Origin of the sequence: Novosphingobium sp. SG754 (assembly GCF_013149315.1) — a bacterium.
Lineage (GTDB): Bacteria > Pseudomonadota > Alphaproteobacteria > Sphingomonadales > Sphingomonadaceae > Novosphingobium > Novosphingobium capsulatum.
The window spans coordinates 18,862-36,874 of the sequence record NZ_JABGCC010000001.1; the positions used below are offsets into that span (position 1 = coordinate 18,862).

An 18,013-nucleotide genomic window follows, 5' to 3' on the forward strand; every position below is an offset into this window, starting at 1 on the left:
TTCCCTTGGCGCCTGGGCCACCTTCGCTTCGTCTGTCTTTGGCCAACGGCACACGGTGATCGCCAAGCTGCGCGCCATGGTCGCAAGGCGCTGATCCCGATGTGGACCGCCGTACAGGAACCAGACTTGTCAACCAATGCGGGGGGAGCGTTTGCGGCCGCGTCGGGTCGCCACGCGGTATCCCGTCCACGCCGTTCATCCCTTACCACAAAGGATGCAAAGATGCCCGATCGTTCCGCGATGCTCGCCGGTGCGAGGGGCTGCGATGCTTCGCATCGAGCCCATGATATTTCGCCACACCTTACGCACGTGCGCATCCTGGTTAAGCGCCAGTTTTCCCGAGCGTTCAGCGGTTTTGCCGACTGGGCTGATGCTCCGAGCAGCGCATTGCGCGATGTTTGCAAGAGTGCTGCAGGCACTCTTGAGGAGGCGGTACGATGAGGCCGGTGCAGTACACCGTGCGCGTGCCAATCAAGGTCGACAAGGCCATTCGGGCTCTGGCCAAGCGCGAAGAGATCAGCGTCTACGCGCTCGTCCAACGCTGTGTGCAGGTTGGTGCGGAGACCCTTGCCGTGCCACCTGGATCTGACACGTCGGTCCAGGAGATCATCACGGAACTGGCATTGGCCAGTACGCGGTTGGGTGATGCCGAGCGGATGCTCGAGCGGGTGCTGTTCACGGCCTGCGCAGCGTATGGTTATGCGCGCGCCGCCGCCTTGGGGCTGGCAGAAAGCGATGAGACAATCACCGCAGAGATTAACGCGGCCCACCGTCGGCAAATGCTGCTGGCGCAGGAGCGCAAGCAATGATCGGCTCGTCGGATCGCCGCATCCATGCTGATGCGCTGTACAAGCAGCACCAGGGGCGAAGTCTGACATACTTCAAGCGGCAAGCGATCGCCTTGCTGGTTTCCGTTGCCCTGGGTGCGATGGCCTTGCCGAGCGTTTTCATAGAACGGAACGTGGTTGGCGCGGCCGAGACCTATCATTGGGCGCGTGTCAAACTCTGGGCCGTCTCGGCCTGGACCGAAGATACCGGGGTCGATGTCAGACGGGGTAACCAGATCGATAAAGACCGGTCGGCGCGCGCGATTATCGCGCATCCCTATTTTGCGCGCAGCGCCCGGCAGGTTCGGACCTACGCCGTGTGGGGGAGTGTGCTGGGCTGCTTAGCCTGGCTCGGTATCCTGCTTGCCAGGCGCGACATGGCGTTGCGCCGCTATGGCCGCTTGCTGGCTGACAGATGGATGGCCGGGACGGCGATTACCACAGAAACGCGTCTCGCGCGGCGGACGGCCAAGGAGGCGGTACGCTTGCCCTTGTCGATCGGCACCGTGCCGATCCCGACGGAGCTGGAAACCCGCCACATGGCAATGATCGGCACGACCGGTTCGGGCAAGACGACTGCCCTGCGCCAGTTGCTCGACGCCATCGAGGCGCGCGGCGAGGCTGCCTTGGTCTACGACACCAGCGGGGAATTCATCGCCCACTATTACTGCCCCGAGCGGGGCGATATCGTCCTCAATCCTTTCGACGCCCGCTGCGCGTTCTGGTCGCCCTTTGCCGAGATCGCCCATCCTGCCGACGCAGACCGCATCGCCCGCCAGCTCATCACCGAGACTGGTACGCATGACAGCGATGTGTGGCTCGAAACCAGCCGTATCCTGGTTGCCAACATGCTTCGGGCCCTCTGGCGCGAGAAGAAATGGACATTGGCCGACTTGCTGGACGCGCTCCAAAACAGGAGCAAAGCCGATCTAAAAGCATGGCTTGCCGCCACCTCGTCAGCGCGGACTTTCGCTGACGATGCCGACCGGGCGACCGGCAGCGTGCTCTTCATGCTCGCCAAAGCCGCCGACCTGATCCAGTTCCTGCGTGTCGAGGACAGCGGGGGCGTGCCCTTTGCTTTCCGCGATTTCATCCACGGGCTCGACAAGCGCGAGGGGGCCCGTCCCTGGATCTTCGTCCCGCGCAAGGAGGATTACTTCGAGGCCTCGAAGCCTTTGCTGGCCTGCTGGTTGGAGTGCGCAGCCAGCGCGGTGCTCGGCCTGGCGCCATCACCGGAGCGGCGCATCTGGTTTGTGTTAGATGAGCTTGCCGATCTGCCCCGGGTCGACAATCTGGCGCGACTGCTGCCCGAGGGCCGCAAGTTCGGCGCTGCCGTCATCCTCACCTTCCAGGCGCTGGGACAGATGCAGCATCGCTATGGGGCGCAGCTCGCCGAATCCATACTGGGTTGCTGCAACACCAAGCTGTTCCTGCAAACCATCGACGGAGAAACCCAGCAATGGGCGAGCCGCACCATAGGCGAGTGCGAGGTCGAGATCCGAACCATGACCGATGCCATGGCTAAGCGCGAGGCAGGTTCGCGTACCACGTTGGGCAGCGTGCGTAAGGTCAACCCTCGCGTCTTGCCGAGTGAACTGCGCCTTCCCAAGTTCGAGGGTTACCTGCTTTTCCCCAATGGCCTGCCGCTGGCCCGAATCAAGCTGACCGCCGATCATATCTCCCAGCGTGGACCTGCCCGCGTGCCCGGCTTCGTGCCCGGTGACCCCAGCCATACGCTATGGGAAAAAGCGACCGCCGCCACTCCACCGACATTGTCTGCACCTGCGCCTGCGCCTGAGTCGTTGCCTGCGCCGACAGCCGCGGCAGCTTCCAGTGCGCCACGACAGCCACCCAAGCGTCAGCAACCCAAAAGCCAGGGCCCTGTGTAATGGTCGCGTCCGTCTTTGCGCTAACCAATCCCGGGCAGGTCGCTAGCTATTACGAGGCTGATGATTTCCGCTCGGAGGGCGAAGTTTCGCCATCGTATTGGCAAGGCCAGGGGGCTGCGGCACTGAGCCTTTCGGGTGAAGTGGACCGTGAGCAGTTCCGGGCAATGCTCGAAGGCAATGTCGCTGGGCAGCAATTGGGTACCATGCGGGATGGCAACCGCGAACATCGTGCTGGATGGGACATCACATTGAGCGCGCCCAAGTCAGTGTCGATCATGGCCGAGGTCGCAGGCGACCAACGGCTGATTGCCGCGCATCGGGAAGCTGTGCACATTGCCATGACCCACGTCGAGCAGCACATGGCCGCAACGCGTGTCCGGGAGGGCGGCCAAACCGTTCGCGAGACAACCGGCAATCTGGTGATCGCTAGCTTCCAGCATGGTACCAGCCGGGCCCAGGATCCGCAGCTTCATACCCACAATGTGGTGATGAACGCGACACACGGCGAAGATGGCAGGTGGCGCAGCCTGGAGCCTCGCGCGATTTATCAACTGCAGAAGCAGATCGGCGCCATCTACGGGCAGGAGCTGGCGCTCAAAGTCCGCGAGCTCGGCTATGAGATCGAAGCAGGCAAGAATTCCCAGTTTGAGATCAAAGGTGTCTCCAGTGAGATCATTGCAACCTTCAGCACCCGCAGTGCTGCCATTGAGGCCAAGCTGGCGGAGCGCGGCACTTCCCGCATCGAGGCCAGCGCGGCCGAAAAGCAGATAGCCACATTGGCCACGCGTCCCGCCAAGGTGGCTGCCGACTCTGCTGCTCTGGTCGAGGAATGGCGGGAGAAGGCGAGCAGGGCCGGATTCGACTCGGCGGCGCGATTAGGCCTGATCGAGCAGGCGCAGAAGAGGGCTGCAAGTTCGGCTTACCAAGGGGAACTGGCGATAGATGCGACCGTGGCCAATCGCGCTGTCGCCCAGGCTGCCGAGAAGCTGGGTGAGCGGCAATCGGTGTTCGCCAGTGCCGCCTTGCATGAGGAAGCGGGACGGATCGGACTGGGCAAAATCGGGTATGCCGAAATCAGTGCAGCCGTGAAAGCGGCCACCAGCGCTGGCAACCTGATCGAGCGGACATTCGTAGATCGTCGCGGCGCGGCGTTTTCCGGTTTCACCACCCGCGAGAATGTTGAGATCGAGACCAGTATGCTCAAGATCGAAGCCAAGGGGCGCGGGGCATTGGCGCCGATCGCCTCTCCACTCTCCGCTGCCAAGGCGGTTGCCAACGCTGCGATGCGGGCCGAGCGGGCAGGAATGGCCTGGAATGCAGAGCAGCGTGCTGCGACGCAGCAGTTACTCACCAGCCGTTGCCGGATTACGGCTTTGCAGGGATATGCCGGCACCGCCAAGACGACTACTGTCTTGGCGACGTTTGCGCGTGAGGCCGAAGCGCAAGGCGCATCGGTCAAGGCATTGGCACCAACGGCAGCGGCGGCTATGGTGCTGGGCGAAGCACTTGGCGCCAGGGGCGAAACGGTCGCTCGCCATTTGCTAACTCCGCAACGCACCAACTCGGGCCAGCCGGCAGTGTGGATCGTTGATGAGGCATCCTTGCTCTCTGCCCGCGCCACGGCACGTTTGTTCGCGCAAGCAGAAAAGGACAACGCGCGCGTCATCCTTGTCGGCGACGTCCAGCAGTTGGGATCGGTTGAAGCAGGTGCAGCCTTCGCCCAGTTGCAAGGCGCCGGCATGAACACGGCAAGGCTGCATGACATCGTCCGGCAGACCAACTTGGCGACCAAGGAAGCGGTCCTGGCTTCCATCGAAGGCGATGCAAGACGGGCACTTGCCGCGCTGGACCGGGGTGGCGGGCGCATCGTTGAAAGCGCTGACCGGGCCGAACGCTTTGCCGCCATGGCCACGCACTATGCCGGGCTGGACAAGGCAGTACGCGCGCGCACACTGGTGATCGAGCCATCACGCGAGGGCCGTGACGCGCTCACTGTCGAGATCCGTGATGCCTTGACCCGAGCAGGCGCATTGTCCGGCCCGGCGGTCAGGATGCGCAGCCTGGCGAACAAAGGACTAACCCGTGTCGATGCGCGTGACCCTTTGGCCTACGACAAGGGTGATATTGTGCGCTTCACGCGCGACTATGTCGACAAAGGCGTGGTCCGGGGTGAAGCCTATCGGGTCGAGTCGATCGACCCTGACAAGGCGGCCATCACGCTCAAATCCGAGGACGGGGGGGAGGTGGATTGGCGTCTGCGGCAATGGGGGGCAACCAACAGCCAGGCGTTCGTGCCGCAGAAGTTGGACTTGAAGGTTGGCGACCGTATCCAGTTCACCCGCAATGACCGTGAGGCAGGGCGCATCAACGGAGACCGCGGCGAGGTGATCGCCGTGGACGAGCAATCACGCAGCGCGACTATCCGAACGGCGCGGGGTAAGAAGGAGACGCTGCAGCTTGATTCAGCACGCGATCAGCACATCCGGCATGCCTATGTGGACACGGCCTTTGCAGCCCAGGGCCGCACCGCCGACCATGTCCTGATCCATGCCGATAGCAAGGCAACCAACCTGGTCGATCAAAAGAGCTTCTACGTCGGGTTATCCCGGGCCAGGGCAACTGCGACGGTCTTCACCAATGATCGTGACCGCCTGATTGCGGCAATCAGCGAGCGGGCTGGGCAGGTGCAGACGGCTGTGGCGCACGTTGCCAGCGCGATGCCGGCGCCCTCTGCGGCCAAGACGCTAGGCGCTGGCTTGGGCTGAAAGACAAAGAGGGTAGATACCTACCGTTGCCCGGAAATCTGCCATGAGATTTTGGTAGTCTTCCGAGTGTTTAGGTCGCGCCATCTGCGTAGACATCCGCAAAGCGGCGCCTTGCCGGTTGGATGATATGTCGGTTTTGAGGTTGCATTCATTTGCGAACTTACCGCCCGGGTCGACGACGCCAATCCGCTTACCTGGTTCACCAACGTCCTCGCCAGAATTGCGGACATACGCCAGACCCGACTTCACGAACTCCTTCCATGGCACTGCAGGGTTGCTCAGCAGCGACACATACAAGGAAATTGCTGCCTGAATTCCGCCGGCTCCGCGCCAGCTAGCCGATGGACATTCATCAAATCACGCCCTGCGGATTCCGACGATGCCGGTCGGCTATTCCGATCTGATCCCGGCCACGATTCCGATTTGATGCCGGCCAGCGTGAGCCTGATCGCTGGTTGCTAATGGCACTGAGTTTCGGTGGTGGTCAAGCCGCGACGGCGGTGGTTTGGCGGCGCATGGGCTCGCCGCTGATTTCTAGCCGATGTGCGTTATGAACAAGGCGGTCCAAGATGGCATCGGCATAAGTGGGATCGCCGATCAGTTCGTGCCAACGGGACACAGGGAGCTGACTGGTTACAAGGGTCGCGCGCCGACCATATCGGTCTTCAAGGACTTCGAGCAGATGGTGGCGGGCATTGCCGTCGAGGGGATCGAGGCCCCAATCGTCAAGGATCAGCAGATCGACCCTGGCCAGGCTCTTCATTCGGGCGGCAATGCGGCCATCGCCTTTGGCAAGTGCCAGTTCCTCGATCAACCGTGGCAGCCTGGTGTACAGCACCGAACGGTTGTCGCGGCACGCCTGATGGCCAAGCGCGCAAGCCAGCCAACTCTTGCCGATCCCAGTTGGCCCGATAATCGCGCAGTTCTCGTGCTTTGCGATCCAATCCCCCTTGATCAGCATGTCGAACAGGCGGCGATCAAGACCACGCGGGGCGCGGTAATTGACGTCCTCGGGCACAGCGTGATGGCGCAATCGCGCATGGCGCAGACGCAACGCCAGACGTCGGTCATTGCGGTAAGTGGCTTCATGGTCGAGCAATAGCGCCAACCATTCGGCGTGGCTCAGGCCGGCCGCTTCATCATTGTTGGCAAGGTCGGCAAAAGCCTGCGCCATGCCGGGCAGACCAAGCTGGTCCAGCAGATCAAGGGTTGGATGTTTGAGCACTCTGGTTCCTTTCAGTGGTAGTATTGTGAGCCCCGGATGTTGTCGTGGTCGATCGGTGCGCGATCGGGGGACTTGGGCACCGGAACCTTGTCGAGCCCCTTTTCGAGGATCGATTTGACCGAGGGGTAAGTGCGGGCCTGGATCTCCAGCGCGCGCAATGCCGCGGCTTCGAGCCGCTCAGCGCCGAAGCACTTTTCAAGCCCGATGATCCCAAGGCAGGATCGGTAGCCTTGCTCTGGGTGGGGCCGTCCCTCGATGATTTTCTCGACTAACAGCAACAGCATCGGCCCGATGCGGGTTGCTTCTTCGCGGATCTTCGCCGGCGTCCACTCACCATAGCGTCGGTGACTGGATGGCATATGGTCCGGGATCGTCGTGTGGCGTCCGTTGCCACTGCCGCGCATGTGCACCGCGATGCGCTCACCGCCGAGGAATATCTCCACCGTGCGCACCGTGAAGCGGGCTTCGACCTCACGGCGGGCATAGCGGTAGGGTACTGAGTAATGGTGCCGCTCAAGTGCAATGTGATAATCAAGCCCGACCCGGCACCGCTTCCATTCGGCGTGAACCCAGGGATCGGTCGGCAGCGGCTTCAGGCTCGGCACGTCGATTTCTTCGAACATCTGGCGACGGGTCTTCCCGAACTGGCGCACCACCCGCACGTCATTGAGCCGCACCATGCAGTCGGTGATCGCAGCGTTGAGCTCGGCCAGGCTATGGAATATCCGGTTGCGCAGTCGCCCCAGCAGCCAGCGTTCGACGATGCCGACGCAAGCCTCGACCTTGGCCTTGTCCCGTGGTTTTCTGGGCCGTGTCGGCAGCACTGCAGTGCCGTAATGGCGGGCCATATCGGTGTAGCTGCGATTGACCATGGGATCGAACAGACACGCCTTGATCACCGCGACCTTGGCATTGTCGGGCACCAGCAACTGCGGCACCCCGCCGAAGAAGGCGAAGGCAGCGTTGTGCCCTTCGATCCAGTCGCCCATCTGTTCGGTCCAGGTCGCAAGCGCGAACGACAGGCTCGAGCCGCCCATCACCGCGACGAAGATATGCGCCTCACGGACCTCGCCGGTCTCGCGATCGATCACCGGAACCTTGTCACCGGCATAGTCGATGAACAGCTTCTCGCCGCCGCCGTGGCTTTGCCGCATCGTCAGCGGCAGCCGCCCTTCCCAGCCCCTGAACAGGTCACAGTACCGGCTATAGCGATAGCCGTCAGGGTGTTCGGCAATGTATTCTTCCCACAACACCTGCAGCGTCACGTGCTTACGCTTCATCTCGCGCGCTACGACCGACCAGTCCGGCTCTGGCAGCTTACGCCGCCCCGGCTTCACCCCGGCCGGGCCGTATAGGCGCATCTCCAGTTCTGCATCGCTGATCTCGGACGGCACGGGCCATGAAAGGTTCGATCGATCGAAGCGCAGGATCATGTCACGCACCGTTGAACGGGCGATCCCAGTCATCCGGGCAATCTCCCGCATCGCCACGGCACCCTCGCGATGCAGTCTCATCACTTCGCGCACATCGCGCATCTTTGGCCTCCTCGTCGGCATCCATCCCTCCCGGCTGCTATTCAGCCGAAAAGATGGCGCCAACGATCAGGCTCCGCACCCCAAACAAGGTGACCGGGAATTTCTCGGAATGGTGGCCGGGATCAAATCGGAATCCCGGCCGGCATCAAATCGGAATCGTGGCCGGCATCAAATCGGAATCCGCACCGGATCCCTACAAGGCCCCGATTAGCGCAAGCACTGCGCGTCACCGCGCTGCTTTCGCCCGCGCGGTGAGTTTGGTGGCGTCCGGACCCCGGAGATAGGCAGCGAAAGCACCGTTGGGACGCTCACACGGTGGAGTTTCGATGGCAGCAATGCCGATAGTTCCGCCATTGGTCGCGGTCGCCGGGTGGCCGTCAATCGGTCGGGTGATCATCAATCTCCTCTCATCGTGATCGTAGATGAGCCGGCCGCTCGCGTCCGTCGCGCCCGGCTTGCCGCCACGCGCGTCAGACCATCGGCCAGTTTTCCCAAGCGATGGCAGCAATCTCGGCGGGCACCGTAAACACAACATGGAAGTACCCAACAGCGGACCTTCGCCGCGTGCCGCCACCATATTCGCGGTGGAACCCGCGGCTTCTTCTAGATTTTGCGTTCTGTGGGATTGGGCAGGAAGACGGCCAATAACCCGATCGCGGGAAGGAATGCGCAAACCGCGTAGACCACGTCGATGCCCGATCGGTCAGCGACCTCGCCCAGGACTGCCGCACCTATGCCGCCCATTCCGAATGAGAAGCCGAAGAACAATCCCGAAATCATCCCTATTTTCCCCGGCACCAGTTCCTGCGCGAAGACGACGATCGCGGGAAAGGCTGATGCCAGGATAAGGCCGATCATGACCGTCAGCGGCCCCGTCCAGAACAGGCTGGCATGTGGCAACAGCAGCGTGAACGGCAGCGCGCCTAGGATCGAGAACCAGATCACATGTTTCCGACCGAACCTGTCTCCCAGCGGTCCACCTGCGATGGTTCCGACCGCGACCGCTCCAAGAAAGACAAACAGGTGCAACTGGGCCACCTGCACGCTCACCGCGAAACGATGGATCAGGTAGAACGTGAAGTAGCTGGTGAGGCTGGCCAGATAGACATATTTCGAGAAGATCAGGGCAAGCAGGATCGCAATCCCGCCGAGAGCCTTTTTCCTAGGCAGAGGTGGCGCAGCCCGCTTGCCGGCGACACTGAGCGAGAGACGTGCCAGGCCTCGATGCCTGTACCATTGGCCGACGTTCCACAAGATTGCACAGGACAGTAGCGCAAGCATTGCGAAGAACGCGAGGCTCGACTGGCCCCAGTGCATCACCACGATCGCGGCAGCCAGCGGGCCCAGCGCAGAGCCAGCATTTCCGCCCACCTGGAACATGGACTGGGCCAGACCATGGCGGCCACCTGCGGCCATTCGCGCGACGCGAGACGACTCAGGATGAAATACCGAGGAGCCCATGCCCAGCAGGGCCGCGCCGACCAGCAAGAGCTCGTAGCTGTGCGCAGCGGAAAGCAAGAGAAGCCCGGCCAATGAGAACAAGGTACCGCCGGGCAAAGCATTGGGGGTCGGGCGCTTGTCTGCGTAGAGCCCCACCAGGGGCTGCAGAATCGATGCCGTCATTTGGTAAACGAGGGTGACAAGGCCGATCTGGCTGAACGATAGGCCGAGCTCCGTCTTGAGATTGGGATAGATAGCCGGGAGCAGCGACTGCATCATGTCGTTGAGCAAATGACAGAAGCTGATCGCCACGATCACGCCATACACGGTAGTATCGGCTGATTGCGAGGCGGCTTTCGTAGCGTTCATGGCAGGCACTCGTTGGTGGTGGTCGCGCCATTCCTTAGAGCGTTCCAAGCTGTCCCGCATTCCGGTATGGGCCATTCACTTCTTCATGTGGGACATCCAAATGCCTTGGTCCGATCCAGCTTTGGTTGAGCATATCGACCGCCCCATTGTCGCTATCAGCAACGAATACCCTCCTGCATTCGAGCTCGATTGGCATCAGCATCGCCGCGGCCAGTTGCTTTATGCGGCTCGAGGTGTGGTAGTCGTCAGCACGCCACACGGCGCTTGGGTCGCTCCGCCCGAACGCGCCATCTGGACGCCCGGCGGTGTCAGCCATGCTGTGCGGATGGTCGGTGAAGTGAGCACGCGCAGCGTTCTAATCGAACCGGATGTGCCCGGCTCGCTGGGAAATGCCAACAAGGTCATCCCAGTCTCGCCGCTACTCCGCCACCTGCTGGAAGCCGCATGCGACATACCTCCCGAATATGATGTCGATGGGCGCGATGGTTTGGTCATGTCGCTTCTGCTCGCTGAACTTGCCCGAGCACCGACAATGCCGTTGGCCGTCCCCTTTCCCCAGCATGTCGAAATCGCGCGAAAATGCCGAACTTTCCTGGAAGCGCCCAGTGCCCACGATACGATCGACCAGTGGAGTTCCGATTTGGGGATGGGACGCCGCGCATTCACGCGTGCATTTCGACGTGAAACCGGGCTTAGCTTCGGTGCCTGGCGACAGCAAGCCTGCCTGCTCATCGCGCTGCCGCGCTTGGCTGCTGGAGATGCCGTGACAACCATTGCTTTTGACCTGGGCTATGAAAGCCCGGCTGCCTTTACGACAATGTTCAAACGCCTGATCGGCGTGGCGCCGAGTCATTACCGATCGAATAGCTAACGCAACCCCGGGCCGCGACTGGTCAGGCTTGCGGTGAACCAAGGACAGCTTTTGGCCGGTGGCAAAAGCAGCCGAACGGCAGAAATTTTGGATGGATTATGCTCCTCCTGTCATTCTGGCAAAGCGGGCCAGTGGGATGCGGAAGGCGTTCGCGGAAAGCGGTATCGAACGCGTCTGCTGTTTCATAACCGATATCGTCGGCGATCCGGTGCAGCGATTCGCCGCCGCGCTCAGCGCATCCTTGGCGATCGCCCTGCACCAACAGGTGAAACAGTCCGTCGGCGCGCGGTCAACGGCTAGGCCGAACCGCGCCGAAAAGGCTGGCGTTCAAGCGTGATGCGCGGTTCCAGCAGCGCGCGCATTGGATGATCAGGCTGGCTGGCAGGCACCAGCCTGAATCTGGGCACATGGTCCGGGGCGTTCGCAAGGCCCCCGGACCAAGGTGCATCTGCATGCCTCGTTTGCCCGGCAGTTCGCCCGGGATGGCCATGGGCGGTGATGGCTATTGTACGCGGCCCCATCTCATTCAGAATCGACCTTCGAACGACAGGCCGATGATGCGGGGGTCGTTCACGACACCGCGGAGGTGACCGTTGAGATCAACGAAGCTCTGGGTCGGCTTCTGGACGTTGAAGATATTGCTGACAACGACGAACGCCCCGAAATGGTCGCCTTGCCAGCCCAGCTTGGTGTTTACCAGCGTGCGGCCGCGGATATCCTGCTCGGGCGGGATCGCAGGCTGATTGACGATGTCCTGGAAATAGCCGCTGCGATAGTTCGCGTTGACGTTGGCGAAGAGCCCCGTGGGATGCTGCCAGGTTGCGCTGCCTGATACCGTCCAGTGGGGCGCCCTGCTGAACTGGTTGCCAGGCACGAACTGGAAGAGTGTCCCGGTCGAGGATGCGGCATTCTCGAAGCGGGTATTGCTGTAACCCGCGCCCAGGAAGAGATTGAGTTCCGGTGTGGGCCGCCCGCTGATTTCGAGTTCGGCACCATAGAGACGTGACTTGCCGGCGTTGACGACCTGCGTATCGAACACCGACCCCGGCGTCAGTTGGACGGAGACCTGCTGGTCCTTCCAGTCGATATAATAGACGTTGGCGTTGACCGTCAGCTTGCGGTCGAACCATTGCGAGCGCACGGCGAACTCATAGTTCCATGTGTATTCCGGGTTGTATTCATAATACTGCCCGCGCTGCTGGTTGAGGCCGGACCCGCCCGCGCGATAGCCGCGCTGCGCCGTCAGGCTAAGCGACACGTCGCGGGTCAGGTCATAGGTAATGCCCGCTTTGGGGAGCCAGGCCTGGTAAGTGACTGTGCGCTGGGGAAGAATGCTGGTGGCGTTCGCGGCGGTCGCCTGCAACAGGGCGTTCAACTGGGTGACGATCGGCGCCAGTGCGGGAGATAATGCCGTCGGATCTGGCAATGCGCCGGTGATGGCAACGGTCTGGACAGAGCCGCGATTCTGGCTTTCGTGATCGTAGCGCAGCCCGGCCATCAGGCGCAGCTTGTTGGTGAGGGGGAACGTCAGGTCGGCAAAGGCGGCATGGTTCTTGGTGAGGCGTGGCTGGGTGAGTGTGTTGGCGATCGGCACCGTGCCGCCATACAGATTGATGACCGTATCGACCGTCGCCTGCGGCATCCCCATCCCCAGCAATGTCCGGTCGATGCCAAGGCGGCGTAATCCCAGATTTTGCGTGGCGCGGAAGAGATAATCGCGATTGTCGTCGCGCAGGTAATAGGCACCGACCAGGCCCTGTACCCAGCTTTTCTGGACGTTCAGGCGCAGTTCCTGCTGAAACGTCTTGCTCGGATCACGGATCATGCCGACCTGGCCCGGCGTGGCGCTGCGATCCTGATCGTAGGTATTGAGGCTGCGAATATTGCTGTAATTGGTGACCGAAGTGAGCTTGAAGCCACCGCCAAGGTCATAGTCGGCCTCAAGTGTCGCGATGTCGCTCTTGACGGTGAGGATGTCGGGAACGTCTTCGGTCGCAACGCGCTGCGTGAGCGTATAGGGTGCATCAAATTGCGTCCAATCTGTGCCGCGTTGGTGGCGGTCATGCAGATAGGTCGCGACAATGCGCAGTTCGGGCAATGCCGCGGGGGTGAGCAGCAGCTTGCCGCGGATGGTCTCGGATTCGCGTCGGTCGCCATCGGTGTGCAATGTGACGTTTTGGACGAGGCCATCGGCGCGGGCAATCTCGCCAGCAATCCGGAACGCGAGTTGCCCATCGATAAGCGGACCGCCGATCGCCGCGCCCGCACGGCGTTGGCCGTCCTTGTCGGTCATGAGCAGCCGCGCCTTGCCGCTCCATTGATAGGTCGGATCGGTCGTCCGAATGATGACGGCCCCGGCTAACGCGTTACGCCCCTGCACGGTCGATTGCGGCCCACGGAACACCTCGACCTGCGCGATATCATAAAGATCGAGTGGCCCGACACTGAGCGCGACCTGCGGGAGAACGGCGCCATCCAGATATACGCTTGCCAGTGCGCCGTCGCCGCTGCCCGATACGTTGGACGCGTCAATGCCGCGGATCGAAAAGGTGGTGCGATTGCCGCTGATCGACAGGTTGGGGGTGCGCTCGAGGACGTCATAGACGCTCAGCAAATTCTGGCTGGTAATCGCCTGATTGGTCGTCACCGCGACGCTCGCCGGTGTGTCCTGCAGCGTCCGGTTCGATTTCTGCCCGGTAACGATGATTTCTGCCGCGCCTTGCTGACCAGCAGACTGATCTTCCGGGCTATTCGCTGGAACCATCTCCGGTGTGGCACCATGGGCCGTTCCCGCGGCTGTCAGAAGCATTGCAAGCGCGCCGAAGCGCGTGCCGATATTGGACATGGCTATTCCCCCGAGTTGGCTGCGCATCGACTATTAACGTTGCTCTTGAGAGTCAATTGCATTAATTGACTCTCGAAAAGATCGAGATGGGGCGACAATGAGCTTGTTTGGAGATACATTCGCGCCGGTTGGCGGCACTGGCATCAACCAGGCATACGCTGGGTGGCGAGGGGCCTGGTGATTCCGTTTCTGACGTCCGCCCTGTTCGTGGGTGCAGGTATTGGCGGAAGCTGGTTCCTGCGATGCGCTTGGACAGACCGGGAGCGGGAGCGCCCTGACTTCAGGCTTACCGGCTGGGGCATATTGGTCGGTGCTCTGCTCGCATCAGCGGTCTGGATCGGGCCGATGCTCGGTCTCGCCTACGCCCTGACGCTGTTGCCTGTGGGCAGTCTGCTGGTTGTGGTGCACGGCGCAACCAGACGCGCGGCGCGCGAGTCCCGGCGAGCACGGCTTGCCCCTGCGCCGCTGGACGGCAAGTCGCGCGCATGGCGTGGCTGGCTCAAGGCCCTTCTGGCCGGGCCCCTCGGGATGCTCGCGGCGATGGCACTAGCATTCTGCTATGCTGCCTGGGCGCCCGGTGCGATTCAAACCCGCCTGTTAGTCGCCGCCCTGCTAGTCCCGGCGCTCTGGGGGCTGGCCATGACTTGGACTCTCGCTGACCAGCGGATTATCCGGGCGACGGCCGTGCTGGGGGGCACAACCATCCTCGGTTTTGGCCTCGCCTTTCTGGGAGGCATCGCATGAGCCGTCCTGCCGAACGCCCACGTGGCGGCCTTTGGCGTAGCGAGATCGTGCGCGCCGTGCTGAACGGCCATTCTGTGCTGGGCATCGCCTTTGCCGCCGTGATCTACATCGTCTGCCTGAGTGGCACGCTCAGCGTCTTCGTGCGTGATTTTCAGCGGTGGGAGCAACCGGCCGCCCCGACCTTCCCGGTCGCCAGCGATGCGGCGATCGGACGCGCTGTCGTCGAGATGGGAAGCAGGGTAGGGACCGACAAGAATTTCTACGTTCTGCTGCCAAGTGACGACTTCCCGCGTCTTCTGCTCTCGTCGGGCAATGACGCGGATGACGAGGCTTGGTACGCCGATGCCAATGGCCATCTCGCAATGCGCGCGAAATCGCCCTGGACTGACTTTCTGGTCGATCTGCACACGCGGTTGCACCTGCCGCAGACCTTGGGTCGCTTTCTGGTCGGCCTGACGGGAGTTGCGCTCCTTTCGTCGCTGATTTCCGGTATTCTTGCCCATCCCCGTATCTTCCGGGACGCCTTTCACTTGCGGCTTGGCGGGTCGCTGCGGCTGGAGCAGGCGGATTTGCATAACCGTCTCGGTGTCTGGCCGCTGCCTTTTCATATCATCGTCTCACTCACCGGCGCACTCTTGGGACTGAGCACCGTGATCGTCGGCATTCTTGCGCTCCTGTTGTTTCGTGGCGATAGTCAGCAGGTCTATGCCCTGCTGGCGCCGCCGCAGGCGAAGGAAGACGCCCGGCCAGCACCCATGCCCGATGTAGCAACGCTGATTGCCGTAGCGCGCGACCGTGCGCCCGGTGCGCAACTGCGCCAGATCGAGGTCAGCCACTGGAGCCGCTGCGATATGCGGCTGGAACTGTCGGCATCGCGGCGTCGGTTGATCGCGCAGCAGGACAATATCACTTTTGATGCCACCGGCAGGATAGTTGCCGAAAAGCATCCTGCGGGCCTGACCGTCGGTGAACGGATACTTGGCGCGCTGGGCCCGCTGCATTTTGGCTGGTTCGGTGGGATGGCCGTTCGCCTCGCCTATGGGTTGTTGGGTCTGGCGCTCTGCGTCGTCACTGCATCGGGGATCACCATTTGGCTGGCGCGGCGGCGCGACAAAGGGCGAGCGGCACCAGGATGGGAACGGCTGTGGGCGGCGATCAGTTGGGGACAACCGGTCGCAATAGCCACGACGGTGCTGCTTGCTCTGCTGCTCCATGGCCGGATGCCGGACGGGACCTTGGTAGCGGTCTGGGCAACGGTCACGCTTCTCTCAGCGCTCATCGCGTCGGCGCTAACGGCGAGCTCCGCAGCCGACCTGGCCAGTGCGGGACGCATCGCCTCCGGTGTGCTGCTGCTGGCCTCCGCAGGAATACATGCGACGCAGTTCATGCACGGCGCGACAGACTTCGCGGGTTTTGTTGTAGATGGCGTCATCGTCATCACTGCAATTGGGCTGCTGCGATCAAGCTGGCCGCGTCCGCTTCCCTGAGGGTCAAATCATGGGAATGGGTCGCGGCAATCTTTGCGCCCACCTCCAAGAGAGAGTTCCGGTGCGCCGAAGGAGCAAGCATGCACCTTCGGCGCAGTCCAACTGGTCAATCGCTGGGCTACGGCGCCATAACAACCATCCTCCTGCATCAAATGAGCAGGGTCTTGCAGGTAAAAGCCTACTCACTTCATGCTGTGGGCGGTACTATTATCGGTGATCATACGCTGTTCCTGCTGTTGGCGGCTATCCTGTGCCCGAATGCGTGACAGGTGCTTTGGCTTCAGGCGATCGTGCAAAAAACATTGCGGAATTTGCAGCATCTGCCGCGTTCGTTACTTCGGAAACGTTGCCGCCAGATGGTCGATCAGCGCGCGCACCGCAGGGGTCACCGGTGGCACCTCGGGCATCGGCCTTGCCACCGCGCGGTCGTTCGCCGCAGCGGGAGCCTCGGTGTTCATCACCGGACGCCGCCAGGACGCACTGGATGCGGCGGTGAAAGTGATCGGCGGCCGGGTAACCGCCGTGCGTAGCGATATGTCGAAGCTTGCCGATATCGACTGCCTCTACGATGCGGTTCAGCAGCGCCATAGCCAGATCGATGTGATCTTCGCCAATGCGGGTGGTGGCGGCTTTGCCCCGTTGGGCGCCATCAGCGAGGAACACTATCAGCAGACGTTCGACACCAATGTGAAGGGCGTTCTGTTCACCGTGCAAAAGGCTTTGCCACTGCTGCGCGATGGCGCCTCGGTGGTGCTCACCAGCTCGGTCACCGCGATCACCGGCGCGGCGGCCTTCAGCGTCTATTCGGCCACCAAGGCGGCGGTGCGCAATTTCGCCCGCAGCTGGATCCTTGACCTCAAGGACCACAAAATCCGCGTCAACACGGTCAGCCCGGGGCCGATCGAGACGGCGGGCCTGGTTGAACTGGCGGGCCCTGACGCCGCAGCCCAGCAGGGCCTACTCGATTTCATGGCTGGGCAGGTGCCGCTCGGCCGCGTGGGCCAGCCCGAAGAAGTCGCCAAGGCAGTGCTGTTTCTGGCCTCCGACCAGTCGAGCTATGTCAATGGCATCGAACTGTTCGTTGATGGGGGCATGGCCCAGATCTGATCCGGACAGGACGGCGCCGCCCAGCTTAGCCGGAAGCGCCGCCCCTCCTTGTCGCTGGACCATCATGATACAGGCGCCCGGTTGCGTCGGGTGGGGCAGCGCAAGGTGCGCGCGCAAACTTGGGCAAGTCTTCGGCTATGGTGACGATACGCGCCGTCGCAGGGCCGTTGCCGGACGTTAAGCGAAATTAGCGTGCTTGAGACTTCGCCCGGCATTGCCGGGCCAGCGCCGCAAGCACATTTGGTGCGGATCGCAGCCTGACCGATCAAAGCTAGGCGTGCTCCCCTGATTTGACCCCCAATCGTCTCTCTGTGTGGCGAAATCGGCCAACTCAGCGTCATCTGCTCCGTTGCTGCAGCTTGGTCAGCGCCTCATCAAGCGCGGAGAGAAAGCGCGAGCGATCGGCCTTGCTGAACGGGGCGGGGCCGCCCAACTGCTCGCCACCGGCGCGCAGATCGGACATGATTGCCCGCATGGCGATGGCGCTACCGATTGAGGCGCTCGTGAAGGGTTTGCCAGTTGGTGCGATGACCGTGGCGCCCAATTTCAGGCAACGATCGGCCAGCAGAATGTCGGCGGTAACTACCAACGTGTCGGCGAGTGTGTTCTCGACGATCCAATCGTCGGCCGCGTCGAATGCGTCGCTCACGACCTTGCGCGATATGAGCGCGTCGTGCGGCACCCGGATCGGGCTGTTGCTGACGACAACCACAGGAACCTTGTAGCGGAGCGCTACCTTGTAGGTTTCCTCTTTCACGGGGCAGGCGTCGGCGTCGATCAGTATCTGCATCATGACCTGCCGTAGAGCATCGCACGAAAGAGGGGGAACCGGTTTTTTGCCAAAAATGCTGCGACACCATCATCCTGGGCCCTGCGGTATGGTTGCCAAGCGCGCTGCTAACGCTGCCG

At 62.2% G+C, this 18,013-nt stretch carries 17 protein-coding genes; 11 read left to right on the forward strand and 6 right to left on the reverse strand.

Annotated elements, in window-relative coordinates; all coding sequences use genetic code 11:
• The first annotated feature begins 222 nt into the window (after window positions 1-222).
• The 5 genes from FHW97_RS00115 (at window position 223) to FHW97_RS00135 (ending at window position 5,943) form a co-directional block, all read left to right on the forward strand.
• A complete protein-coding gene (locus FHW97_RS00115; protein WP_169042009.1) occupies window positions 223-441 on the forward strand; it encodes a hypothetical protein in 219 nt (72 codons plus the stop codon).
• Window positions 438-809, forward strand: a complete 372-nt coding sequence (locus FHW97_RS00120) for a hypothetical protein (RefSeq protein ID WP_169042010.1) — start codon at window positions 438-440, stop codon at window positions 807-809. The genes FHW97_RS00115 and FHW97_RS00120 overlap by 4 nt, the downstream gene beginning before the upstream one ends.
• Window positions 806-2,716: a type IV secretion system DNA-binding domain-containing protein gene (locus tag FHW97_RS00125; RefSeq protein WP_171795475.1), complete on the forward strand. Its 1,911-nt coding sequence runs from the start codon at window positions 806-808 to the stop codon at window positions 2,714-2,716. The genes FHW97_RS00120 and FHW97_RS00125 overlap by 4 nt, the downstream gene beginning before the upstream one ends.
• The gene (gene mobF, locus FHW97_RS00130) at window positions 2,716-5,481 is read left to right on the forward strand and encodes a MobF family relaxase (RefSeq protein ID WP_171797697.1); all 2,766 of its coding nucleotides are present in this window, start codon (window positions 2,716-2,718) and stop codon (window positions 5,479-5,481) included. Before FHW97_RS00125 ends, mobF begins: the two co-directional genes overlap by 1 nt.
• Before the next feature lie 150 nt (window positions 5,482-5,631).
• A complete protein-coding gene (locus FHW97_RS00135; protein ID WP_171796500.1) occupies window positions 5,632-5,943 on the forward strand; it encodes a transposase domain-containing protein in 312 nt (103 codons plus the stop codon).
• Between the two features lie 22 nt (window positions 5,944-5,965).
• On the opposite strand, the gene istB is transcribed toward FHW97_RS00135, so the two are convergent.
• The 3 genes from istB to FHW97_RS00150 all read right to left on the reverse strand — a co-directional run bounded on the left by istB (window position 5,966) and on the right by FHW97_RS00150 (window position 10,050).
• On the reverse strand, window positions 5,966-6,706 hold the full coding sequence (gene istB / locus FHW97_RS00140) for an IS21-like element helper ATPase IstB (RefSeq protein ID WP_171797698.1): 741 nt from the start codon (window positions 6,704-6,706) through the stop codon (window positions 5,966-5,968).
• 11 nt (window positions 6,707-6,717) lie between these two features.
• Window positions 6,718-8,241, reverse strand: coding sequence for an IS21 family transposase (gene istA / locus FHW97_RS00145; RefSeq protein ID WP_082350231.1), 1,524 nt, complete (start codon window positions 8,239-8,241; stop codon window positions 6,718-6,720).
• Between the two features lie 603 nt (window positions 8,242-8,844).
• The gene (locus FHW97_RS00150; RefSeq protein ID WP_171797699.1) at window positions 8,845-10,050 is read right to left on the reverse strand and encodes an MFS transporter; all 1,206 of its coding nucleotides are present in this window, start codon (window positions 10,048-10,050) and stop codon (window positions 8,845-8,847) included.
• On the opposite strand from FHW97_RS00150, the gene FHW97_RS00155 reads away from it, so the two are divergent.
• Both FHW97_RS00155 and FHW97_RS00160 read left to right on the forward strand, forming a co-directional pair.
• On the forward strand, window positions 10,049-10,921 hold the full coding sequence (locus FHW97_RS00155; protein ID WP_253941494.1) for a helix-turn-helix domain-containing protein: 873 nt from the start codon (window positions 10,049-10,051) through the stop codon (window positions 10,919-10,921). The genes FHW97_RS00150 and FHW97_RS00155 overlap by 2 nt on opposite strands.
• Before the next feature lie 58 nt (window positions 10,922-10,979).
• Window positions 10,980-11,258, forward strand: coding sequence for a hypothetical protein (locus FHW97_RS00160; RefSeq protein WP_171797700.1), 279 nt, complete (start codon window positions 10,980-10,982; stop codon window positions 11,256-11,258).
• Window positions 11,259-11,447: 189 nt separating this feature from the next.
• On the opposite strand, the gene FHW97_RS00165 is transcribed toward FHW97_RS00160, so the two are convergent.
• The gene (locus tag FHW97_RS00165) at window positions 11,448-13,793 is read right to left on the reverse strand and encodes a TonB-dependent receptor (RefSeq protein ID WP_253941495.1); all 2,346 of its coding nucleotides are present in this window, start codon (window positions 13,791-13,793) and stop codon (window positions 11,448-11,450) included.
• Window positions 13,794-13,943: 150 nt separating this feature from the next.
• Between FHW97_RS00165 and FHW97_RS00170 the strand changes: the two genes are divergently transcribed.
• From FHW97_RS00170 to FHW97_RS00180, 3 genes are all read left to right on the forward strand, one after another.
• Window positions 13,944-14,510, forward strand: coding sequence for a hypothetical protein (locus FHW97_RS00170; protein WP_171797701.1), 567 nt, complete (start codon window positions 13,944-13,946; stop codon window positions 14,508-14,510).
• Complete coding sequence (locus tag FHW97_RS00175) at window positions 14,507-15,997, forward strand: PepSY domain-containing protein (RefSeq protein WP_171797702.1); 1,491 nt, start codon at window positions 14,507-14,509, stop codon at window positions 15,995-15,997. Before FHW97_RS00170 ends, FHW97_RS00175 begins: the two co-directional genes overlap by 4 nt.
• A gap of 80 nt (window positions 15,998-16,077) precedes the next feature.
• A complete protein-coding gene (locus FHW97_RS00180; protein WP_171797703.1) occupies window positions 16,078-16,263 on the forward strand; it encodes a hypothetical protein in 186 nt (61 codons plus the stop codon).
• Window positions 16,264-16,329: 66 nt separating this feature from the next.
• Here FHW97_RS00180 and FHW97_RS22305 read toward each other — a convergent pair whose 3' ends face one another.
• Window positions 16,330-16,455, reverse strand: a complete 126-nt coding sequence (locus FHW97_RS22305) for a hypothetical protein (RefSeq protein ID WP_354491126.1) — start codon at window positions 16,453-16,455, stop codon at window positions 16,330-16,332.
• On the opposite strand from FHW97_RS22305, the gene FHW97_RS00185 reads away from it, so the two are divergent.
• A complete protein-coding gene (locus tag FHW97_RS00185) occupies window positions 16,403-17,104 on the forward strand; it encodes an SDR family oxidoreductase (RefSeq protein ID WP_370525313.1) in 702 nt (233 codons plus the stop codon). The two genes, FHW97_RS22305 and FHW97_RS00185, sit on opposite strands and share 53 nt — an antisense overlap.
• Window positions 17,105-17,441: 337 nt before the next feature.
• On the opposite strand, the gene FHW97_RS00190 is transcribed toward FHW97_RS00185, so the two are convergent.
• Window positions 17,442-17,894, reverse strand: a complete 453-nt coding sequence (locus tag FHW97_RS00190) for a YaiI/YqxD family protein (protein WP_028657620.1) — start codon at window positions 17,892-17,894, stop codon at window positions 17,442-17,444.
• Window positions 17,895-18,013 lie beyond the last annotated feature (119 nt).